At 45.8% G+C, this 20,211-nt stretch carries 17 protein-coding genes; 9 read left to right on the top strand and 8 right to left on the bottom strand.

Annotated elements, in window-relative coordinates; translation table 11 throughout:
* Window positions 1-30: 30 nt before the first annotated feature.
* The 7 genes from cimA to N4A56_RS10990 all read right to left on the bottom strand — a co-directional run bounded on the left by cimA (window position 31) and on the right by N4A56_RS10990 (window position 6,777).
* Window positions 31-1,650 (bottom strand): citramalate synthase, encoded by a 1,620-nt coding sequence (cimA, locus tag N4A56_RS11020; protein ID WP_293667968.1) that lies wholly within the window; start codon window positions 1,648-1,650, stop codon window positions 31-33.
* 16 nt (window positions 1,651-1,666) lie between these two features.
* Window positions 1,667-2,881 carry an aspartate kinase gene (locus N4A56_RS11015; protein WP_293667967.1) on the bottom strand — a complete coding sequence of 405 codons (1,215 nt, stop codon included), beginning with the start codon at window positions 2,879-2,881 and terminating at the stop codon, window positions 1,667-1,669.
* Window positions 2,882-3,116: 235 nt separating this feature from the next.
* A complete protein-coding gene (gene tsaE, locus N4A56_RS11010; RefSeq protein WP_293667965.1) occupies window positions 3,117-3,608 on the bottom strand; it encodes a tRNA (adenosine(37)-N6)-threonylcarbamoyltransferase complex ATPase subunit type 1 TsaE in 492 nt (163 codons plus the stop codon).
* Between the two features lie 7 nt (window positions 3,609-3,615).
* The gene (locus N4A56_RS11005; RefSeq protein WP_293667963.1) at window positions 3,616-4,083 is read right to left on the bottom strand and encodes a CBS domain-containing protein; all 468 of its coding nucleotides are present in this window, start codon (window positions 4,081-4,083) and stop codon (window positions 3,616-3,618) included.
* Complete coding sequence (locus tag N4A56_RS11000) at window positions 4,062-5,627, bottom strand: NAD(P)H-hydrate dehydratase (protein ID WP_295547269.1); 1,566 nt, start codon at window positions 5,625-5,627, stop codon at window positions 4,062-4,064. The genes N4A56_RS11005 and N4A56_RS11000 overlap by 22 nt, the downstream gene beginning before the upstream one ends.
* A gap of 26 nt (window positions 5,628-5,653) precedes the next feature.
* Window positions 5,654-6,028 (bottom strand): holo-[acyl-carrier-protein] synthase, encoded by a 375-nt coding sequence (locus tag N4A56_RS10995; protein ID WP_293667959.1) that lies wholly within the window; start codon window positions 6,026-6,028, stop codon window positions 5,654-5,656.
* A gap of 23 nt (window positions 6,029-6,051) precedes the next feature.
* Window positions 6,052-6,777: a pyridoxine 5'-phosphate synthase gene (locus N4A56_RS10990; protein WP_295547267.1), complete on the bottom strand. Its 726-nt coding sequence runs from the start codon at window positions 6,775-6,777 to the stop codon at window positions 6,052-6,054.
* Between the two features lie 551 nt (window positions 6,778-7,328).
* Between N4A56_RS10990 and N4A56_RS10985 the strand changes: the two genes are divergently transcribed.
* A complete protein-coding gene (locus tag N4A56_RS10985) occupies window positions 7,329-8,663 on the top strand; it encodes a UDP-glucose/GDP-mannose dehydrogenase family protein (RefSeq protein ID WP_295547265.1) in 1,335 nt (444 codons plus the stop codon).
* A 102-nt stretch (window positions 8,664-8,765) separates the two neighbouring features.
* Here the strand turns inward: N4A56_RS10985 and N4A56_RS10980 are convergent, their stop codons facing one another.
* A complete protein-coding gene (locus N4A56_RS10980; protein WP_293667954.1) occupies window positions 8,766-8,993 on the bottom strand; it encodes a hypothetical protein in 228 nt (75 codons plus the stop codon).
* Window positions 8,994-9,194: 201 nt separating this feature from the next.
* Between N4A56_RS10980 and N4A56_RS10975 the strand changes: the two genes are divergently transcribed.
* The 8 genes from N4A56_RS10975 to glyS all read left to right on the top strand — a co-directional run bounded on the left by N4A56_RS10975 (window position 9,195) and on the right by glyS (window position 20,190).
* The gene (locus N4A56_RS10975; protein WP_293667952.1) at window positions 9,195-9,671 is read left to right on the top strand and encodes a chemotaxis protein CheW; all 477 of its coding nucleotides are present in this window, start codon (window positions 9,195-9,197) and stop codon (window positions 9,669-9,671) included.
* Window positions 9,672-9,794: 123 nt separating this feature from the next.
* Entirely contained in the window at window positions 9,795-13,256 is a 3,462-nt protein-coding gene (mfd, locus tag N4A56_RS10970) for a transcription-repair coupling factor (RefSeq protein WP_295547263.1), read from the top strand.
* Between the two features lie 10 nt (window positions 13,257-13,266).
* Window positions 13,267-14,295 carry a peptidylprolyl isomerase gene (locus N4A56_RS10965; protein WP_295547262.1) on the top strand — a complete coding sequence of 343 codons (1,029 nt, stop codon included), beginning with the start codon at window positions 13,267-13,269 and terminating at the stop codon, window positions 14,293-14,295.
* A gap of 176 nt (window positions 14,296-14,471) precedes the next feature.
* Entirely contained in the window at window positions 14,472-15,404 is a 933-nt protein-coding gene (locus N4A56_RS10960; RefSeq protein ID WP_295547260.1) for a peptidyl-prolyl cis-trans isomerase, read from the top strand.
* A 12-nt stretch (window positions 15,405-15,416) separates the two neighbouring features.
* Window positions 15,417-16,388, top strand: coding sequence for a helix-turn-helix domain-containing protein (locus N4A56_RS10955; RefSeq protein ID WP_295547259.1), 972 nt, complete (start codon window positions 15,417-15,419; stop codon window positions 16,386-16,388).
* Window positions 16,389-16,393: 5 nt separating this feature from the next.
* Window positions 16,394-17,131: a DNA repair protein RecO gene (gene recO, locus N4A56_RS10950; RefSeq protein WP_293667944.1), complete on the top strand. Its 738-nt coding sequence runs from the start codon at window positions 16,394-16,396 to the stop codon at window positions 17,129-17,131.
* 68 nt (window positions 17,132-17,199) lie between these two features.
* Window positions 17,200-18,081, top strand: a complete 882-nt coding sequence (glyQ, locus tag N4A56_RS10945; RefSeq protein ID WP_293667943.1) for a glycine--tRNA ligase subunit alpha — start codon at window positions 17,200-17,202, stop codon at window positions 18,079-18,081.
* Between the two features lie 18 nt (window positions 18,082-18,099).
* Window positions 18,100-20,190, top strand: a complete 2,091-nt coding sequence (gene glyS, locus N4A56_RS10940) for a glycine--tRNA ligase subunit beta (protein ID WP_295547254.1) — start codon at window positions 18,100-18,102, stop codon at window positions 20,188-20,190.
* Window positions 20,191-20,211 lie beyond the last annotated feature (21 nt).

The raw sequence follows: 20,211 nt of genomic DNA, 5'->3' as shown, positions 1-20,211 counted from the left end.
GACCAGATACATTGTATCTGGTCTTTTTTATTAGCTTTCAAACTGGGCTCGTTGTTCGTATTCATCCTTATAAAGCTTGTATGTAATCGAATCTGCAACTGCTTGCCAACTAGCCTCTATGATGTTGTAGGAAACTCCTACAGTCACCCAGCGTGACAGATGATCGCCAGATTCAATTAACACTCGAACAAACGATGCTGTACCGCCGCCTTCCGGTGATTCTGCTGTCATGACTCGTACTTTAAAGTCGAGCAGTTTCATTTCGGAAAGTCGCGGATAGAAGTTGCAAAGCGCTTTGCGTAAGGCGTTGTCCAGTGAGTTAACAGGACCGCGACCTGTAGCAGCGGTGTGTTCTGTTACACCTTCAACTTCTACAATAACAGAAGCTTCTGAAATAGGATCTTTTTCTTGCGCTTCTTTAAGTTCCAGCACACGGAATTGGTTGAGAGTAAAGAACTCCCGTACTCCGCGGCGACCAAGCTTTTTGAGCAGAAGTAATTCAACAGATGCCTCTGCTGCTGCGTAGTCATATCCCATGCTGGAACGTTTTTTCAGTTCGTTAAGCAGCCCTTTGACAACCGGCTCATCTTTATCCAGATGGAATCCGAATTTTTTTGCCATATTGACGATATTAGCTCGTCCGGCAAGCTCGGTGAGCAGTACCCGTTGTCTGTTGCCTACAACTTCTGGATCAATATGTTCATACAGTGTGGAGTTTCGGTTAACTGCACTTGCATGGATACCGCCCTTATGTGCGAATGCAGATCTGCCGACAAATGGTTGTCGGTCAAATGGCATTACGTTGGCTACGTCTGTTACAAAGGCTGATGTACTTGTTAACAGTGCCAATTGCTCCTTACCCAGTGTCGTGTATTCGTTGTTGAATTTTAACTCAAGGGTAGGGATTATTGAACAGAGGTTTGCATTGCCGCATCGTTCACCGATGCCGTTAATGGTTCCTTGAATATGGGTTGCACCCGCTTGCACAGCCGCAATGGAGTTAGCCACTGCGACCTCACAGTCGTTATGAGCATGAATACCAAGTCGGGCTTCTGGAAGAGCGTTAGCAACTGCTTTGACTATGCGATAGACTTCGTGCGGCAATGTGCCGCCGTTGGTGTCACAAAGACTAAGAGTCTGAGCTCCTGCTTCATGTGCCGCAGTAATAGCAGCAATGGCGTATTCTTGATTTGCCTTGAAGCCGTCAAAAAAGTGTTCAGCATCAAAAACAACAGGGCGTCCCATAGAGCGAAGGAACGCAACAGAGTCATGAATTATCTTCAGGTTCTGCTCTAACGGAATCCGTAGTGCTTCGGTTGCGTGAATATCCCACGTTTTCCCGAAAATAGTACATACATCCGCTTCGGAACTGAGTAAGTTACGTAAATTGGAATCGTTTTCCGCTGTAGAGTTTGGATGATGGGTACTGCCGAACGCAGCAATTTTAGCATGCTTTAGTGATGTACGTTTAATATCATTAAAGAATGCCATATCAATTGGATTTGATCCCGGCCAGCCGCCTTCAATAAAGTCAATACCAAGTTCGTCAAGCTTATGAGCAATCTTAAGCTTATCATCGGTGGTAAGACTTATGTCTTCGGACTGAGTTCCATCACGCAAACTTGTGTCGTAGATCTGAATTTTTTTCATGGCCCTTTCAACTTTGTTATTCTTTGCCGAGCCCGAAGGCATCGTGCAGTGTTCTTACTGCAAGCTCCGTATACTTCTCCTCAATAAGGCAGGTAATTTTAATTTCTGAAGTGCTAATCATAAGAATATTGATATTTTCTCTGCGCAACGCATCAAAAGCCTGTGCTGCAACACCGGAATGGTTACGCATACCAACGCCGATTGCAGAAACTTTACAAACATGTAAATCGTGTAACACTTCTGCTGCGTTTGTTTCTTTCTGAATTTCAGCCATCAGCTCAAGAGTTTTGTCCAGATCCCCGCGTGGAACAGTAAAAGTCATATCTGTTTTATTGTCACGGCTTGGGTTCTGTACAATCATATCAACAACAACGCCGCCTTCAGCAAGCGGACCAAATAAGTTGGAAGCGATACCCGGCACGTCCGGAACATCACGCAATGTCACGCGTGCCTGATCCTTGTCATATGCGATACCTGAAACTAAAACGGCTTCCATGCGTGAATCCTCCTGAGTTACTAACGTGCCTGGGGCGTCTGAAAATGTTGAACGGACAAGTACGGGTACTTTGTACTTTTTAGCAAATTCTACAGAACGAATTTGCAATACCTTGGCGCCCATTGAGGCCATTTCTAGCATCTCATCATAGGAAACGCGGTCCATTTTACGAGCGGTGCTCACAATATTCGGGTCGGTTGTATATACGCCATCTACGTCTGTGTAGATTTCGCATTCGCAGCCAAGAGCCGCTGCAAACGCTACGGCAGAGGTGTCAGAACCACCACGACCCAGTGTTGTCACTCGGGATTCATCAGTACAGCCTTGGAAGCCTGCTACAGCCAGAACATCGTGCTCATCAAGCAGGGCTTGGAGTTTGTCCTGATTAATTCCGAGAATACGGGCATTACCATGTGCACAGTCTGTGCTTACAGGAACCTGATACCCAAGCAGGGAACGGGTTCTAACACCGGCGTCGTTCATAAGCATTGAAAATAATGCTACAGATACTTGTTCACCAGTTGAAACGAGAACATCAATTTCTGCCGGGTCAGGGGAGTGGGACCATTCGTTCGCAAGTCCTAGTAGTCGGTTTGTTTCTCCTGACATTGCAGAGAGGACAACCACTACTTTAAATCCCTTGGCACGAGCGGCAAGAACTTTTTCACGTACTTTTTTCATGCACTCTAAGTTGGCAACCGAAGTTCCGCCGAACTTCTGAACCAGAATACGCATACTGATTCCTTTGTCGTTAGAAAGAAAATGAGAAGGGTAGATATTAGGTTGTGTTTCTGAATTGCACGCTTGTACTATTGTCAGTCTTTATACCTTAACGCGTTAGCAGTAAAAAAACTATTTCGACGTAGAACTGCTACATTTCGACATGTTTTTTACTTTTGCCCGTAAGGTTTGAAGCTATTTAGCACCGTTGCATGGACAATTTAGAATCACACTTTTTCTACTCAAATAATTATGGTGCTACTTGCATCGAGGTCACAAGTGGTTTTAATGCCTCGATTACACGGGTAGCTCCTGCCCCTTTTACCAAAATGTCAATTTGTCGTCCTTCTTCGCATGGAATCCAACTGAATTGCAACCATTCATTCGGGTAATCTTGCTCAGGAAGGTGTTCAGCCCATTCAACAAGCATAAGGGTCTGTTCTTCATCAAGCAGTTCATGAAAGGACTCATCAACACTTCCGCCAGCCAGCCTGTAGAGGTCAAAATGGGCGGTTTCGGGGATGGTCGGGTACAGGTTGTATACGTTAAAACTAGGGCTGCTCACCTCTGCTTCATCACCACCGGGAAGGTGCTGTACAAGCGAGCGGACAAGGGTTGTCTTGCCAGAGCCAAGTGTACCTTTAAACAATAAATTTTGCACAGGGTCTGTCGAAACGAGAGCCTGTGCAATATATTTTCCGAGAAGTTCAGTTTCTTCTGCGTTTTTTAGATAAAGAAGCACAGGTTAGTTACTCTTTGGGTTCTTCCTTGGGGAGGAGTGTTCGCAATATATCTTCTTTTCCTACAATTCCTACCAATTTGCCATTTTTGACAACTGGCAGCGAGTGGTACTTGTTATCCACCATAAGAGTCGCAATTTCGTCAATAGGAGTCTCTTCCGTTACGGACGTTGGAGCAGGCGTCATAGCCTCTGCAACCTTGCTGGCAGATATTTTTCTCATTTCAGCATCCATATCGGAGCCGGAACGCAACGGAATAATTCCATCCAGAACTGTAAAAAAAGAAGGAAGGTTAAGCCGCTTGTGCTGATTGATGAGGTCACTCTGGCAAAGAATGCCTACAAGTGTTCCGTCAGATTCAACAACTGGCAGTCCATTGTATCGTTTGTCGAGCATGATACGTGCTGCGGTTACAACATCATCGTCCGGAGCAATTGTTTGTGGATTCTCTGTCATCAGGTCGAAGGCTGTGAGCATAGGTACTCCCTTACGGCTTTTGGCAAAGCATGCGCGATCTCTTGTGGTAAATTACCTCGGTGAGGAAATTGCTTTTCAAGAAACTCACCAGCAAGCCCGTGTTCATAGACTCCAAGGCAGGCAGCTTCCAGTGTAGGAATATCGTGTGAAAGATGCGTTCCTAGTATTCCCGATAAAACATCTCCTGATCCCGCAACGGCAAGAGTAGGTGTGCAGAATGGAGAAATGACGGTCGGTTTTCCACGCTGTACTATGCAGCTTGCTGCTCCTTTAAGTATAACAGCACCTGCGAAAGAATCAGCGAGTAATCTGGCTGAAGTAAGTCTGTCTGCCTGTATTTCTGTAATTGATTTTTGACAGAGCCTAGCCATTTCCCCCGGATGCGGGGTCAGGATATCTCTGTCTGACAATGATTGTAGAAGATTTTCATGTTCAGCAAGATGATAGAGAGCGTCAGCATCGAAAACCGACGGTGGGCGATCCAGTGCAATAAGCTCTTTTAAGAAGTGAGCTGCATTGGTGGAACGTCCCATGCCGGGACCGATGATGAGGCTGTCTGCACCCTCTATGGCTTTTTTTACTGCATCGGGAACATGAGTCGACCATTCGTCCGATGTCCCGATGGCTAGTGTTAAAATTTCTGGTTGTCCCGCCTTAATTTCTTGTGTGAGCAGGGCAGGAGATGCAACTGTAGTGTAGCCAGCACCTGAGCGCATGGCTCCGAGGGCAGATAAGTGCGGTGCTCCGGTAAGCCCTTTTGACCCGCCGATAATGAGCACTTTGCCAGCAGATCCTTTATGCATCGTTTCAGATAATGGTCTTCGAAAAGAGAGGACGCTGTCTGTCATGCCTACATTGGACGCAGGATGGAATGTCCGTACCTGTGCAGGAATACCGATGGGGCGTACGTATAGATCGCCAACCCATTGCTTGGTTTCCGGCATGGCAAGTCCACACTTGGCTGCTTCAAATGTAACAGTAGCATCAGCTTTTACTGCAATAGGGTCAACTGTTCCTAGCCTGCCGTGTAGTCCTGAAGGAATATCCAAAGCAAGAACGAAAGCTTTTTCTCCCAGCGCATTAAGCTGGTTGATGAGAACTGATTTGTCTGAGGACAGTGTGCCGCGCATGCCAGTACCGAGGAGCCCGTCAATAATGATATCCGGCTGTTCATGCTGCAAAAGGCGTGCGGCATTTTGTGGCGTAAGCAGCGCGTGCGGCGTGTCTATGTTTCTGGCTAATTTGAAGTGGTAACCAGTTGTTTTGGTATATTTTCGTACTTGCTTGGTGTGAAGCAACAGAACATTTGCACCGAGGGTATGTAAGTGCCTTGCAATAGCGGCAGCGTCGCCACCGTTATTTCCACTTCCCATAAATGCAAGAATACGTTTGCCTGCGACGGAACCCGTCAGATCGAGAAGCACATGCAGTGCTTCCCGACTGGCGTTTTCCATAAGAATTTCTTCACGGATACCAAAGGTCGTAATTGCCTGAGTATCCCAGCTGTTCATTTCTGCCGGTGTGGGCAGTGGAATGTAAGCCATTGAGCCTCCGCTAACTGCGTTGGTAACTATAAAGACTCGAGGATAACTACAGCAGATGCTGTATCTCTGCCATGCGTTAAGCTGACATGATAATTGGTTGCGGAGAGTGTATCTGCAACTTCTGCTGCTTTGTTATGTAAAACGAGAACAGGTTTGCCGGAAGACTCCGAGTTGATTTCAATATCCTGAAATTGAATGCCTTGAGTAAAGCCTGTCCCAAGCGCTTTTACTGCTGCCTCTTTTGCGGCAAAACGAGCTGCAAGATATGCTACAGGGTGCTTGGGAAGTTTTGCTAATTCATTTGGATGCAGGATACGTGATGTAAATCGGTCTCCATGTCGCGTAAGTGCTTTTTCAATGCGATCGAGTTCTGTCGTATCAATACCAAGTCCGACAATCACCTGATGGCTCCACTATATATATGTTATTCAGCAAAGGTGCTTATAATTTCATTCATTTCACGTACGGCGCGATCCATACCGACAAGAACAGCGCGGGAAATAATGGAATGTCCGATAGAATATTCTGAGATACCCGGAACATTCGCAAATTCATATACGTTGGTGTAGTTTAGTCCGTGACCGAGATTAACTTTAAGTCCAAGGCGTTTTGCGTATGCTACGCCTTTAATAATCTTATCGCGTTCAAGCTGCATCTTCTCCGGAGTTTTTGCATCTGCAAAGTGACCGGTGTGAATTTCAATGTATTCAACGCCGCAGGCATGCGCAGCGTCAATCTGCTTTTCACTTGCTTCAATGAACAGGCTGGATTTAATGCCAGCAGCGTGGATTGGTGCAAGATAGTCATGCAATTCTTTCTCACGTCCGGCAACAACGAGACCACCTTCTGTGGTAAGCTCTTCGCGTTTTTCCGGAACCAGACATACCATGTACGGATTCAGACGAAGTGCGATCTCTTTCATTTCTTCAGTGGCTGCCATCTCAAAATGGAAACGGGTGTTTAGGCAGCGGGAAACAAGTTCTACATCTCGATCCTGTATATGACGGCGATCTTCGCGCAGGTGCATTATAATACCGCGTGCGCCTGCAAGTTCTGCAAAATGTGCAGCTGTAACAGGTTCTGGTTCAATCCCTAATCGTTGCTGTCTAAGGGTTGCAACATGGTCAACATTAACTACTAAAACGGGCATATTTTCTCCTCATATAACGAGGGTGTGTTTTTACATGGTAACCTTGTGCGGCTGTCCGCTTTTTCTCCTTACGTGGTAACAAAAAATCTGTTTCGGCGTAGCGTTGGTACGCCTTCAGCACATTTTTCGTGTCTGCCGTGTAAGATGAAAAAGCTGCCTAGCATTTCTGCACATATAATTTGGAAACACACCTTAATCGCAGATGTATCTTGTCACTTTATATAAAGTCTTGCGCAAAGAAAACATTGTTTTTGCAGACTCTACAGGTTTTATACACTCTTTTACGATAAATTTCATGCACAAACTGCAATCGACTTGAACGGAAGGAAAAAGGAATTCTAAAAGGTGGCAATTTGCCTCTTGATAGTATGTACATTTTTTTTGAGCAATCGAACCGGTAACACATGGCAGAATCCTATAATATAGGGTACTGTAAGCGCCGCATTCGTCGTTTTTCACATAATTGACTGTTCAGGTACAACTCAGTAAAGAGTGTGTCCATATTTTACATGAAATCTGACATCTCTATAGAGATGAACTGGAGTTCGTTTATGAACGTTTGTATTGTTGGTACTGGTTATGTTGGTTTGGTAAGCGCTGCATGTTTTGCAGAAATGGGTAACGCAATCACGTGTGTTGATGTTAACCCAGACGTAGTTGAAATGCTCTCTAACGGTAAGGTTCATATTTGGGAACCGGGCTTGGAAGAGCTTGTACAACGCAACTACGCAGAAAAGCGTCTTACTTTTACAACAAGCCTGCAAGAAGGCATTGATAAATGCGATGTTGTATTTATCACTGTAGGAACACCGTCCAGTGATGATGGTTCATGCGACCTTTGCTATGTAGAGCAGGTTGCACGCCAGATTGGTGCGGCGATGACTTCCCCTAAAATTATTGTAGATAAGTCTACAGTACCAGTGGGTACTGCGGATTTTGTTACTTCCCTTGTTCAGGAAGAGCTTGATAAGCGTGGCGAATCTATTGACTTCACAGTTGTTTCTAACCCGGAATTCTTGAAAGAGGGTGATGCGGTTAACGACTTTATGAAGCCGGATCGCGTTATTGTAGGTACTGAAGACAAAAATGCTGCGGCAGCGCTGAGCGAACTGTACGCACCATTTGCCCGTAGCCGTGAAAAGCTAATTGTTATGGGTGTCCGAAGCGCTGAAATGACTAAGTATGCAGCAAACTGCATGCTGGCGACGAAAATTTCCTTCATTAACGAAGTAGCTAATATTTGTGAACGCGTGGGTGCTGATGTACGTGACGTGCGTACAGGTATCGGTTCCGATAGCCGCATTGGGTACGAATTTATTTACCCTGGTGTAGGCTACGGCGGTTCTTGTTTCCCTAAGGATGTGAAAGCACTTATTCATACAGCACATCAGTATGAATACACTCCTGAGTTACTTGAAGCTGTAGAAAACGTGAACAAACGCCAGAAGAAGCGCATGGCAGAGCGTCTTGTTGAGTACTTTGAGCCACAGGGTGGCGTAGAAGGGAAAACATTAGCACTGTGGGGTATTGCTTTTAAAGCAAACACAGACGATACCCGCGAAGCAGCAGCGCTGACTATTATTGAAGAGCTTACTGCGAAAGGTATGCGTATTCGTGCTTTTGATCCGGTAGCAGGTGAGAAAGTAAAAGAGCGTTTTGCAGATAATGACTTAGTTGAAATTGTAGATGAGCAGTATGAAGCACTTGATGGTGCTCAGGCACTGATGGTTGTTACAGAATGGCATCAGTTCCGTACACCGGACTTTGATCGTGTCAAAGAGCAGCTCACTGCACCAATCCTGTTCGATGGACGTAACCTGTATAATGCTGCTGCAATGGCAGAAAAAGGCTTTGCGTACTTCTGCATCGGACGCAAGGAAGATTAGGCAATAGCGGTACTGCGTTGCAGCACTCGCTGATAAAGCCTTAAGAAAAGAAAAACCCTGCCGATGAGGATTCAACGGCAGGGTTTTTCTTTAGGAAAAATCTTATAGTTGAGCAGTAGCGGCACACCGTCTGCAAGATCTCAGCTGAAGTTCCTGTAGAATCAATTTCTCGTATTGCATTGAATTTTGATTCTGCACAGGGGTGCCTTCTTTCAGAAAGCGTTCAAGAAACTGTGTTTCTTCCCAGAAATCAAGTAGTTCGTCGTCGCCGAGTGATTTAATCTGTGTGGCAAGCGGCGTTTCTTCAGGGAATGGTAGGATGTTCGCCATCAATTTGGTACTCCTCGCGGATAGCGTTGTACTCAATTGCTTTTGAGCGAGGTTATAGTATCTAACACTCTGTGTTTTTACAACTGCTTTTATGCTGATGGTATTTCCTGTAGTTGCCTTGGGTTGAGAGAACAGGTATGTGTCGATTTACTAAATTTTTTCCCGTACTATGCTGCTCGGGAAAGCAAGGAGTTGTTCTGTATGAATGAGCCTCAAAAGAAACAGGATGACGAGCTGATGCAACTAGTCACCTTTAGTATAGGTGAAGAGGAATTTGGTGTTGATATTCTGAAAGTTCAGGAAATTATCCGAACTATGGAAATCACCAAAGTGCCAAAAGCTCCAGATTTTGTTGAAGGGGTAATCAACCTTCGAGGAAAAGTGATTCCAATCATTGACCTTAGAAGGCGTTTTGGTCTTAGCTCCAAAGAGCATGACAAACACACCCGAATTATTGTAATCGAGATCAACAATATGATTGTCGGGTTTGTTGTTGATTCCGTGTCTGAAGTTCTGCGAATTCCAGCAAGCACGGTGGAACCACCTCCGGCTGTAGTTGCAGGTATGGAGTCTGAGTACATCAGTGGTGTTGGTAAGCTTCAGGATCGTTTGCTTATTTTGCTTGATCTTGATCGTTTGCTTTCTAATGAAGATCTTGATGTCCTCGGACAGATGTAGTTTTTCCTTGAGGGTTTTTTAAAAAAATAAATTTCCTCTTTTGAAAAGCAAAAGCCGCCTGCCTATTCTTTAGGTAAGCGGCTTTTTTAGTTTATGTATTTTATACTATGGGAGCAGTGACGAGTGCTGTTTTCTGAAATCGTCAGAAAAATTCAAAATGACAAAGATGCCGTTGTCCATGTGGCGCGAAGCGGACCTGCAAGTCAGGCTCGGCTAGCGCGAACACTACGCGACAGGGGCGAACATGTGGTAGTCGTCGCACGGGATGCCAAAGAGTTTGCAGAACTTAACGGGCTGTTGCGACTATTTACTCCGAACTGTTCCCGAGGGCCTGTTTCCTTAGCAACCCCGCAGTGGGATGACGAGTGGCTTACAATTCCACAACATCCAGCGGGTACGTATGGCAAATCACGATGGGCAACACGAATGGCGAGTCTGTACGGACTTGGGCTTAAGCGTGCTGCACAAGGTGTGCTGCTTTCCATCGATAACTTCCTTCCTGCGCTGCCGCCAGAAGATATTTTTTTACATAACGAGTTGCTGCTAGCCCTTGGTGATGAGACAGGACCAGATCTTATTATCGAGCAGGCTGTTGAGTGGGGGTATACTCGCGTTCCGTTAGTGACGCAGCCGGGTGAGATTGCTCTGCGTGGTGATATTCTAGATATTTTTTGTCCGGGATTCACTCTTCCTGTTCGCATGGAATTTTTTGGTGACATTTTAGAAGAGATTCGACTGTTTGAACCGACATCTCAGCGGTCACGCGGTAATATTCAGGAGCTAGTATTGCTTCCTGCTGCTCCGGTCGTGCTAAGTGACTCTAATGTGGCGCAGGCATCGGTTTGGTGGAAGCATCTTGAGGCTGATGGTGTTTTAGCTGCTGGTCAATCCTCTGCAATGCAGCATGTGGCTGAAAACGGTAACTACACTTTTTTACCCGGATTTTTTTATAAGAACTCCAGCTACCTCGAAAACTGGCTTCCAAAGGGAGCTGTGTACATTCTGCCATCGGAAAGTGGTCTTACAGAAGCTTTGAAAGAATCTGAGCGGCTGTGGACATCCTTTTTAGATGAACAGGCAAACGAACACGGAGTTCGCCAGCCTGTCAGCTGTGTGCTTCGTCCTGCTGATACGGCTGAAAGCGTATGGGAGCAAAGCCGCAGAATTCATTTTGAAGAATTGAAGATGGGCATCGAGGTGCAAGGCTCCTCGCTTCAAGAACGTAGCTATGGTGCGTTTCAGGATATATTCCAAAAACCGGAAGATGTTGAACGTCCGTGGCATACGTTGGTTGCGCGTCTGCAAGAATGGATGAAAGAAAAACGGCAGGTTGTTTTGAGCTTTGCCACAGACCGTAGCCGTAAAAAATTTCTTACGCTGGCAGAGCAAGATGGTTTGATGCCGCACATGTGCTATGCCCCGCGCGAAAGGGGCTTGTTTGCGCTTGTCTCCTCTTTTCGTAGAGGCATTGAGCTTGAATGGGATAATATTCTTTTGCTCGGTGAAGATGTTTTACAACCTAAAATAGAACGGCAAACTCGTGCTCGCTCTGGTGCTTTCTCTGGTTTAAAAGATTACGACGACCTGAAGGTTGGCGCACATCTGGTTCACAGGGATTATGGTATTGCCACTTTTGGTGGACTGCATCGACTTGATCTGGGTGACGTTGCTAACGACTTCTTACTGCTTCAATATGCCGGTGAAGATAAGCTGTATCTTCCGGTAGATAGACTTTCTCTCATTCAGCTTTTCAAAGGACCGGATGGAGCCGCCCCTGCGCTTGATAAGCTTGGCGGTGCAGCTTGGCAGGCAAGCAAGTCTAAAGCACGTAAGGCTATTGAAAAGGTCGCGCATGACATTATGGAAATGTATGCATGGCGAAGATTAGCTAAAGGCTTTTCATATGGTCCTGTAAATGAACTGTATCGTGAATTTGAAGCGTCTTTCGGCTTTGAAGAAACTCCCGATCAGGCGCGAGCTATTCAGGATGTTCTTGATGACATGCAAAAGCCGGAGCCGATGGACAGGCTGGTCTGTGGTGACGTTGGGTTCGGTAAAACAGAAGTTGCGATTCGTGCCGCGTTCCGTGCAGCCTGTGAAGGTAAGCAGGTTGCTTTGCTTTGTCCGACAACTGTTCTTGCAGAACAGCATTATCAGACTTTCAAAAGCCGTCTTTCCCGTTTCCCTGTGCACATTGGGCTGCTCAGCCGGTTTGTAACACGCACGCGTCAGAAAGAGGTGTTGTCCGCTGCTGCCCGTGGACAGATAGATATCCTTATCGGTACACATCGTTTGTTGTCTGACGACGTAGATTTACCGAATCTGAGCCTTCTCGTGTTAGATGAAGAGCAGCGTTTTGGGGTACGCCATAAAGAGAAATTAAAAAAACTTAAGCGTAACGTTGACGTATTAACATTAACCGCAACGCCTATTCCTCGAACACTTCAGCTTTCTATGTCCGGTGTTCGAGAATTGTCTGTTATTGAAACAGCTCCTGTAGGACGCAAGCCTGTTAAGACAGCCTTAATTGAACGTGAAGCACAGGAGCTTAAAGGTGTTCTGGAACGTGAGCTTGCTCGCGATGGACAGGTATTCTGGGTGTACAACAGAGTGGAAGGGCTGGAACGTGTTGCAGAGTATGTACGCGAACTCGTACCTGATGCACGCATTGGCATGGCTCATGGGCGAATGTCTGAAAAGAATCTCGAAGAGACAATGCATCAGTTCTGGCATGGCGAATTGGATGTACTTGTATGTACGTCCATTGTAGAATCTGGACTCGATTTCCCGCGTGCTAACACCCTTATTGTCGATCAGGCACAAATGTTCGGGTTAGGACAGTTGTACCAGTTGCGGGGGCGTGTGGGACGTTCCGATAGACAAGCTCATGCTGTGTTTGTTGTAAACAACCTTGATAAGTTGCCAGCACCGGCTCGTAAGCGTTTGCGCATTATTCTTGAGTTGGATTATCTCGGCGCTGGGTTCAGGGTCGCTATGGAAGATTTACGTTTGCGTGGAGCAGGAAACATTTTAGGCGAAGCGCAATCCGGTCAAATGGCGCGAATAGGTCTCGACATGTATCTGGAGATGCTCGAAGCCGAAGTAAAACGCTTGAAAGGTGAAAAAGAAAATGTTGTGGTTGAAACCGAAATCAACCTTGGCATTAACGCGCATATTCCAGAGTCGTATATTCCAGACGGAAAAGAACGTTTGAAATTCTACAAGGCACTTTCTTCAGCTGTAGATGCTGCGCAAATGCAGGATGTTGAACTTGAAATCAGAGACCGCTTCGGCGCGTTGCCTCCAGAGCTTGTGAGTTTTCTGGGTGTGCTTGAATTTAAGCGTTTTCTTATGGCTATTCAGGTGCAACGTGCTGATATTTTGCGTGATAAAGTGCGTCTTACATGGGCGGAAAATGCAGATGTGATTTCTCCGGCGTTACTTGTAGGATGGGTGAACGATAATATAGACAGAGCCAAGCTCACGCCTCCAGCAACGCTTGAGTTGCTTTTGAAGGGGACAGATGACTTGCGTACTCGTCTTGCAAAACTGAAAAAAGAACTTGAACCTCTTATAACTGCATAAAGGGTATTGAATGCGCCGAGTCATACTAATATTGACCCTGCTGTTTCTTGTTGCAGGCTGCTCACAGCATCCAGAAGAAAAAGGTGTTGTAGCACGGGTTAATGGTAAACCGATTTATCTTAAAGAGTTAGAATCGCGTTATGATTTGAATAATATAGGATGGGTGTCCGGTATTATCCCTTCTGTTGAATCCATGAGTGAGGAATACGGTAATGTTCTTTCGGAACTTATTGTTTATAAGCTTGTGGGTGACGCCTTGGAGGCAGAAGGGCTGAGTGTTTCTGCTGAGGAGGTAGAAAAAGAAGAGGCTGCTATCAGAGCAGATTATCCAGACGACCTTTTCGAACGGACCCTTACGGAAGAATATATTGATATCGAAGTATGGCGATTGTTTTTAAAGCGTCATTTGGAAATGAAATTATTCTTTAATGATGTTCTGCGCCCGAAAATATCTCTGACATACCAAGAAGCAGAACAGTATTACAAAGACAATCTTTCTGAGTTTTATATTCCAGAGCGTGTCCATGTTCTTCTTATTCGCAGTAACGACAGAAAAGCGGTGCTCCGGTCTTCTGTGCTGTTAGAAAAAGCGGAAGATTGGAAAAAAGTTGTTGAGACGTTACCGTCTGATGTGGTTGTGCGTGAGCTTAAATTGAAAAAGAATCGTTTGCCACACCAGTGGGCATCAGCACTACAGCAGCTAAAACCAAAAACAAGCAGTAATATTTCAACGACTGCATATGGGTATGAGCAGCTGGTGTTGCTATCTGTTCTTCCTGAAAAACTTCTCGGTCCATCTCAAGCATACGCAGTGATTGAGCGAGTATTGATCGATCAAAAAATGAACAGTGCGTTTATGGATTGGTTGGAAAAGCAGGTTACAAGTGCTCAAATTAAAGTGACACCGCTTCTTTCACAAAAGCTGCACGAAAAAAATAATGATGAGAATCCGGTTGATTCTGCCCCGATTCAAGAAGAAGCCTCCGCTGAACCGGCTGATGAATCCGGCGGTGAAAGCGAAGATGGTGATGGTATATAGGATTGAAATTCAATGAGAAAATATTTTATGAAACATCCAGCAAGGATAGCGGATTTGAGTTTTCTCATTATTGCATAATTGCTTAAAAGGTAATACAGACCCAAGGAGTAAGAACTCGCGCATCACAAGGGGAGCTATGGTGTGCAGATGTTTATCACCTCTATCGGGAGAAGAATATGCCCTCCAGATTTTTAGTTGCGCTGGCAGCTATTGTAATGCTTGCTACACCTGCACATGCCGAACAGTTGGTGAATAAAATTGCTGCGGTGGTGAATGGTGAAATTGTAACACTATATGATTTAAAACAACTTGCAATACCGGAACTTAAAAAAGCCGGAGTGCTTGGTTCCAAATATGCTGACAGCCCAAAAGTAAAATCTATTCTGAGCTCTGTTCTTGAGAACATTGTAACAGAAAAACTTTTTTTACAGGATGCTGAGCGACGCGGAATTACCGTGGATGAGGCTGAAATTGAAAATGAGCTGCGTAAGCTTGCTCAGCAGCGAGGTCTCACACTTGCTAAAGCTAAAGAGCAGATTATAAAGGATGGTCTTACCGTCGATTCTGTAAAAGAGCGTGTAAGAGCTTCCATCATTCGTCAGCGTCTCCTTGGTTTAATGGTTGGGCGTAAGGTTGTTATCACAAAAGAAGAAGTTGAGCGTTTTTACGAAAAAAACAAGGCAGAGTTTGCTGCTGATGGCAAAATCGAGCTTAGCTTACTCATTTTTGGTGATGATTCTAATGTAAGCAACGTAAGAAGCGAACTCGCTGCCGGAAAGATTTCGTTCGAAGAAGCAGTGCAAAAATATTCTGTTGGACCGGGCAAGGAGCAGGGTGGCTACCTTGGTGAACTTGGTGTGAAAGATATTTCGCCTCAGATGATGGCAGCAGTGGATACCATGGAAGATGGTACTGTTTCTAATGTGCTGTCTATTGGATCAAATAAGGCACTGATTAAATTGCATAGTAAGACTAAAGGTTCACTGCGTCCGCTTGATGAAGTGGCGCAGGAAATTGAAGCGAAGCTGAGAGCGCCTCGTCTTGAAGCTAGTTTTAAAGAATACGCTGAAAAACTGCGTAATAATGCCGTCGTAGACGTTCGGCTGTAAGTGGAGGTACAGATGTCTGAAATGCTGGAGCTCGGAACCTTGTTGCGTGAGGAACGGGAACGAAAAGGTATAACTCTCGAAGAACTTTCTGAACGCATAAAATTGGCGCCGCGCACACTTGCATTTATAGAATCAGGTACTAAATCGGAACTGCCTCATGCAGTGTACGTGAAAGGATTTGTTAAAAGCTACGCAATGGTTGTAGGGCTTGATCCTGAAGAACTTGGTGCAATGGTTGACGTTGCGTATAAGGACGAGCTTGAGGAAGAAGTTGCTGAACCCGTCATTGCCCGCAGGGAAAAATCGGGTTCGCCTGTTAAGCTTATTGCTATCATTGTCCTTATTGCTGTTCTCGCTGCGGTGGGCTACTACTTTATGCAGTCCAGCACCGCGACACTTGATAGTGAAGAGGCGACTGTAGAAGTTCCTGTGCAGCCAAAACCTGCTGAGCAGGAACCTGTTGTGCAGGAGCCAGTAGAGCCTGTAGAGCAGGCTGAACAGTCACAGGTTGCTGAAGTGGCTCCTGTTGAAAAAGCAGCGCCTGCTCCGAAGCAGGAAGTAAAAGCAGAAGCAAAGGCAAAAGCAACTAAGCCAGCAACACCTAAGGCTGCTAAAGTTGAAGCTAAGCCGAAACCTGTTAAAGCTAAAGCTGTCGCGAAGAAGCCAGCAGCGCCAGTTGTTGCTCCTTCTGATGTTGTTGCGCAAAATGCAGCTAAAAAAACAGCGGAGAAAAAAGTTGATGGTCCAATGCGCTTATTGCGTATTGAAGCCACTGCTGACTGCTGGATTGAAGCATCCGGTGAAGGGTTCCCACGCAAGGAGTTTTTACTCCGCAATGGCGAAGGTTTCACTGTTTCTTTCCCGAAAAACCTGTCTCTGCGTTTAGGAAACTCTGGCGGAATTTCACTTACACTTGATGGCGTACCATACTCCTTTAATGGATCAGATGGTAAAGTACGCACCGTACATATTGCCGCTTCATAGTTCTGATGGAATTTACCGAAAAAGTTATTATCCTCCGTATTGGAAGATTTAAAGAAGCGGACCTTTGGGTCCGCTTTTTGTCTCCTACAAGGGGAATTATGAATGCCTTTGCCTTTGGCGGCTGCCGTAGCCGAAGGCGTTTTTGTGGCTGCTTAGATCACTTGAATCGGGTGTTATTCCGCGTTAAGGGAAGTAAGCTGGCTACATATTTTTCTTTAGAAGAGGGTACGTTGATGGACTCACCTGACAATCTTCGGGTGAATCATGAGCGGCTCGGGCTTGCTGTAAATTGCCAAAAGTTTATGGAAGCTATGGGTATTTCATTCGAAGGTGCGCCCGCAGCATACAACCTTTTTTCTGAAATGTTGGCTTTATTGAATGAATCAGAGGAACTGGATAAAATCTGGTCTATTTTTTTTCGTGCTCGATTTGCATTCGATCAAGGCTATAATCCAGAGCTACATGTCTGTCAGGTGTGTTCTAACACCTTAAAATATCCTGTTTTTCATGTTCAGGAAGGCGTGCTGACATGCGCTGCCTGTGCACGATCGCAAGGTCCGAGGTTCAGATTAAGTAAGGAATCTCTTGACGCTTTGCGATTTGTGCAGGAAAATTATCCGCTTCGTTGGACAGAGCTGAAACTTTCCACGAAAGCTCGCAAGGAGCTTTCGCGATCGATTGACGGCTTTATTCAATATCATATAGGTCTTTCCTGGGAAAACGGAATGTTTAGACGCGTTTAGCGCTACACAAAGTTACCACAACAACTCGGCATAAGCCGTGTAGAGAATATAGTATTCAGGGGAACAACATGAACTTCCAAGACGTTATCCTCACCCTGCAGGATTTTTGGTCCAAACAGGGCTGTGTTTTGCAGCAGCCGTTCGACATCGAGTGTGGAGCCGGTACGTTTAACCCCGCAACTTTTTTGCGTGTTATTGGGCCGGAACCGTGGAAGGCGGCATATGTAGAGCCTTCCCGTCGTCCAACTGATGGTCGCTACGGTGAAAACCCGAACCGCTTGCAGCATTATTTCCAGTTTCAGGCTGTGTTAAAGCCGTCTCCTGATAATATTCAGGAGATTTATCTCGACAGCTTGCGTGCACTCGGTATTGATCCGTCTGCACACGACATTCGCTTTGTTGAAGATGACTGGGAATCTCCAACCCTCGGTGCATGGGGGCTTGGCTGGGAAGTTTGGCTGAATGGCATGGAAGTAACACAGTTTACATACTTCCAGCAGGTCGGTGGCATCGACTTGCATCCAACCAGCGTAGAAATTACCTATGGTCTTGAGCGTATCTGCATGTACTTGCAGGAAAAAGAGTCTGTGTACGATCTCATGTACAACGACACAGTTACATACGGTCAGGTATACCATCAAAACGAAGTGGAAATGTCCAAGTACAACTTCGAGCACAGTGATCCAGAAATGCTTCTTGAGCTTTTCAATATGTTTGAAAAAGAGTGCAAGCAGCTTTGCGAAACCGGATTGCCTCTTCCGGCGTATGATTACTGTTTGAAGTGTTCCCATACCTTCAATATGCTTGATGCTCGTGGCGCTATTTCCATTACGGAGCGTACTGGCTACATTGGTCGTGTGCGTGCCCTTGCCTCTGGCGTTGCCCGCTTGTACGCACAGCAGCGCGAAGAGCTTGGTTTCCCGTTGATGCCTGCTAAAAATAACGATTAGTCCGTAGGAAGAATTGAGATGTCCTTATTTATTTTGGAAATCGGCACAGAAGAGCTTCCCGCCCGTTTTCAAAAGGGGTTGGAAAACGAATTAATTACCCGCCTTTCTAGCTTTCTTAAAGAGTCCAACGTGGACTTTGATAAAGTTGAATCGCATGTAACCCCTCGCCGTGCGGCTGTAATGGTATATGACATTGCAGAAGTTCAGAAAGAAAGTGAAGAAGTCATTCCGGGACCTCCTGTACGCATCGCATATGATGCTGACGGCAACCCGACTAAAGCTGCTGCCGGTTTTGCTAAAACTCAGGGTGTAGATCTTGCGGATGCTTTCCGCCTTGAAACTGATAAAGGTGAATACCTTGCTGTTCGCAAAAAAATGGGCGGTGCCAAAACCGCTGATTTGCTTGCAGCATTTTGCCCGGAATTAATCGCACACCTTTCTTTCGCTAAGAAAATGAAGTGGGGCGATCAGGAATTCACCTTTGCACGCCCAATTCGCTGGTTACTCGCAATGCTGAACGATGCAGTTGTGCCGTTTACTGTTGCAGAGCTTACTTCTGGTAACAAAACATACGGTCACCGAGTTCACGCGGCAGGACCTTTTGCGATTGCTAACGCTGCTGACTACTTCGATACAATCGAAAATACTTGTGCGATTGTTCTTTCTGCGGAAAAACGCCGTGCAAAAATTATCGAGGAAGGTAATGCTCTTGCTGAAAAAGCAGGCGGACGCATTATTTGGAAAGATAGCCTTCTTGATGAAGTTCAAGGTCTTGTTGAACATCCAATCGCTTGTCTTGGTGATTTTGATGCATCTTTCCTCGAACTGCCACGTCAGGCACTGCTCACCAGCATGCAGAGTCACCAGAAAAGTTTTGGTGTAGAAGATGCTGAAGGCAACTTGTTGCCACACTTCCTTACTGTACTGAATACTACTCCGAATGAAATGGGAGTGGTAAAAGTAGGGTGGGAACGTGTACTGCGTGCGCGTCTCGAAGATGGTCGTTTCTTCTGGAATACAGACCTCAAAGTTGATGTAGACACATGGCTTGAGAAGCTCGACAGTGTTATTTTCCTTGCACCACTAGGCAGCATGGGGAATAAAACTCGCCGTATTTCCGGCTTGTGTGCTGATCTTGCAGCAAAGGTTGCGCCAGAGATCAAAGCGGATGCAGAACGCGCAGGTCGCATCTGCAAGGCTGATCTTGTATCTGAAATGGTTGGTGAATTCGACAGCCTTCAGGGCATTATGGGCGGCATTTATGCTGCACGTAAAGGTGAGTCCACTGTTGTTGCGGATGCAATTGCAGAACAGTACCTGCCAGCAGGTCCTGACTCCCCTGTTCCATCATCCTTGTGTGGCGCGCTGGTTTCCATGGCAGATAAAGCAGATACGCTTGCAGGCTGTTTCGGTCTTGGCATGATTCCAACCGGTGCTGCTGACCCGTATGCTTTGCGTCGCTGCTGCCTTGGTATTGCACGTATTATTATTGAAAAGCATTTACGTATTTCTGCGGCAGAACTTTTTGCTACTGCTCAGAATCGTTATGAAAATATTGATTGGAAACTCGATGAGCAGGAAGCTCTTGCTAAGCTTAACGAGTTCTTTGCACAGCGCCTTAAAAACTACTTTACCAGCAAAGGTTATGAAACTCTTCTGGTAGAAGCTGTGCTTAATGCAGATTCTGATGACGTGTGGGCAGCAGATGCTCGACTGAAAGCTCTTGCTACGTACAGCAAAGGTGAAGGCTTCGATCAGGCTGTGCTGACCTTTAAGCGTGCTGCAAACATTATCCGCAAGCAGGGTAGTGAAGCAGGTGTAGAGCTTACAGGCGCATACGATTCTGCATTGTTTGAAAATGACGCAGAGAAATCTTTTGCAGCAGCTCTTGAAGACGTTGCTCCTAAATTTGCCCAGCTTTGGGCAGAAGAAGATTTTGATGCGTTATTCGCGTTGCTTGCAGAGCTTCGCCCTGCGGTTGACGCATTCTTTGATAATGTAATGGTTATGTGCGACGACCAGAAAGTACGCGCAAACCGCTTGAACTTGTTGAGCGCTCTTGTACAGCAGCTTGGTCGTTTGGCGGACTTTTCTGCATTGCAGATGTAGATTGTTTTTTGCTGGGATACT

It is taken from the genome of Halodesulfovibrio sp., assembly GCF_025210605.1.
Classification (GTDB): domain Bacteria; phylum Desulfobacterota; class Desulfovibrionia; order Desulfovibrionales; family Desulfovibrionaceae; genus Halodesulfovibrio.
Note: the sequence above shows the minus strand (reverse complement) of the source record. Positions and strands in the feature narration are given on the sequence as shown.